The sequence below is a fragment of the Paraburkholderia sp. genome (genome assembly GCF_035656215.1).
Classification (GTDB): domain Bacteria; phylum Pseudomonadota; class Gammaproteobacteria; order Burkholderiales; family Burkholderiaceae; genus Paraburkholderia.
In genome coordinates, this window is sequence record NZ_DASRSY010000455.1 from 1 (window position 1) to 2,194 (window position 2,194).

Genomic DNA, 2,194 nt, shown 5'->3' on the forward strand with positions numbered 1-2,194 from the left:
GCTCCCCGAATGCATGGGTGGCGGCCTCGTCCGCGAGCGCAAAGGTGCGTTCGAGCAGGATATCGGCGGGCGGTTGGATCGCGAAATCAGGGTTGACAGGCATTCTCGTAAAATGGCGTGATGAACCGAAGTCCGGAGTCCCCTGTTTCCTGCGCGCCTGCGTCTAACGACGATGTGCGTGCCGAGCGTCATTTCGATGAAACGGCGCTGAATGCGCTCGCGCTCAACATCAAAACGTGGGGCCGTGAACTGGGTTTCGGGGCAATCGGTATCAGCGACACCGATCTCTCCGCTGCCGAAGCACCGCTTGCAGCATGGCTGGACGCGGGTTGCCACGGCGAGATGGATTATATGGCGAAACACGGCATGAAACGCGCGCGGCCCGCCGAGCTTGTGGCCGGAACGCGACGTGTGATTACCGCGCGCATCGACTATTTGCCCGCTCAGACATTGAGTGGAAAGGGGCACGAAAGCGCTTTGCAGGACTCGCCGCTCGCGCCGCTTGACTGGCGCGCAGCCGAGCATGCACGGCTTGCGGACCCGTCGGCGGCGGTGGTGTCGATCTATGCGCGGGGTCGCGATTATCACAAGGTGATGCGTAACCGTCTGCAACATCTGGCCGAGAGAATCGAGGCGGAGATCGGTGCATTTGGCTACCGCGTATTTACCGATTCGGCGCCGGTGCTCGAAGTAGAACTTGCCCAGAAGGCCGGGATCGGTTGGCGCGGCAAGCACACGCTGCTGCTGCAACGCGATGCTGGTTCGCTGTTTTTCCTCGGCGAAATCTACGTCGATGTGCCGTTGCCGACCGATGCCGAGACGTCGCCCGACGACGCGCCCGAAACGCCGGGCTCGCATTGCGGCAGTTGTACGCGTTGCATCGGCGCATGCCCGACGGGAGCGATCGTGGCGCCCTATAAGGTCGATGCACGTCTCTGCATCTCATACCTGACGATCGAGTTGAAGGGCAATATTCCCCTGGAAATGCGGCCGTTAATCGGTAATCGTGTGTACGGCTGCGACGATTGCCAGCTCGTCTGTCCCTGGAACAAATTTGCGCAAGCCGCGCCGGTCGCCGATTTCGACGTGCGGCACGGGCTCGATCGCGCGACGCTGGTCGAATTGTTTGCATGGTCCGCCGACGAGTTCGATACGCGCATGCAGGGAAGTGCGATTCGCCGCATCGGCTATGAGAGCTGGCTGCGCAATCTGGCGGTGGGGATGGGTAATGCGCTGCGTGCGTCTTCGGAAAGTTTGAGCGCGGATGCGCGCGAGGCGATTGTTCACGCGCTGAGGTTACGAACCGAAGACCCCTCCGCGGTGGTGCGCGAGCATGTGGAATGGGCGTTGGAAGCGGCGTAAAGTAGCGGCAATCACGGAGCAAGCAACCATGTTCAACGCAGTGATCGATGCACCGTTCGGCAAGGTCGGCATCCGCCTCGAAGGCGAGGCCGTGCGCGAGATTGTCTATCTTCCGGAGTCGGTGCAGAACGTCGTACCGGACACGCTTCTGGCAAAGCAGGCCGTGGAGCAGATCGAGCGTTATTTCGAGCGTGCGTCCGCGAAGTTCGAATTGCCGCTGGCCGCGGTCGGCACCCCGTTTCAGCGACGCGTGTGGCAAGCAATCAGCGACATCCCGCCGGGCGTCGTACTGACCTATGGACAATTGGCAAGGCAGCTAGGAAGTGTTCCGCGCGCGGTCGGCCAGGCGTGCGGTTCCAATTACTTTCCGATCGTGATTCCGTGTCACCGGGTGGTCAGTGCGAGCGGCATAGGCGGATTCGCGCATCACGCCGGAGATGGCTTCTTTCGCAACGTCAAGCGCTGGCTTCTGGCGCATGAAGGCATTCCCTACGCATGAGCGACACCGTGACTGAAGACGCGCCGACCGCGTCACCTTTGTTTGTGGCGAGTTCGGCCTCGATCGACGCGTTCTGCGACGCGTTGTGGCTCGAGCACGGTTTGTCGCGCAACACGCTCGATGCGTACCGGCGCGATCTGCGACTGTTCTGCGAATGGCTCGCGCAAACCCGCAACACGTCGCTCGACACCGCCAGCGAGGCCGATCTCAACGCCTATAGCGCGGTGCGTCAGAAAGACAAATCCACCTCGGCGAACCGGCGGCTCTCGGTGTTTCGCCGCTACTACGGCTGGGCGGTGCGCGAACATCGCGCGAAGGTCGATCCGACGGTGC

General features: G+C 62.0%; 3 protein-coding genes and 1 pseudogene. 3 read left to right on the plus strand and 1 reads right to left on the minus strand.

Annotation, left to right across the window (positions count from 1 at the left end):
* Positions 1-103: pseudogene (locus VFE81_RS26665) on the minus strand (tRNA (adenosine(37)-N6)-threonylcarbamoyltransferase complex ATPase subunit type 1 TsaE); the annotation flags it as partial.
* Between the two features lie 17 nt (positions 104-120).
* Between VFE81_RS26665 and queG the strand changes: the two are divergent.
* The 3 genes from queG to VFE81_RS26680 form a co-directional block, all read left to right on the plus strand.
* Positions 121-1,362, plus strand: coding sequence for a tRNA epoxyqueuosine(34) reductase QueG (queG, locus tag VFE81_RS26670; protein WP_325047451.1), 1,242 nt, complete (start codon positions 121-123; stop codon positions 1,360-1,362).
* A 28-nt stretch (positions 1,363-1,390) separates the two neighbouring features.
* On the plus strand, positions 1,391-1,861 hold the full coding sequence (locus tag VFE81_RS26675; RefSeq protein WP_325047452.1) for a methylated-DNA--[protein]-cysteine S-methyltransferase: 471 nt from the start codon (positions 1,391-1,393) through the stop codon (positions 1,859-1,861).
* Positions 1,858-2,194, plus strand: a 337-nt coding sequence (locus tag VFE81_RS26680; protein WP_325047453.1) for a site-specific integrase, incomplete at its 3' end; no start/stop codon positions are given. The genes VFE81_RS26675 and VFE81_RS26680, both read left to right, overlap by 4 nt.

Bases quoted from the DNA above. Each gene is read 5' to 3' on its own strand.
- queG (WP_325047451.1), top strand. From the start codon at position 121: ATGAACCGAAGTCCGGAGTCCCCTGTTTCCTGCGCGCCTGCGTCTAAC.
- VFE81_RS26675 (WP_325047452.1), top strand. From the start codon at position 1,391: ATGTTCAACGCAGTGATCGATGCACCGTTCGGCAAGGTCGGCATCCGC.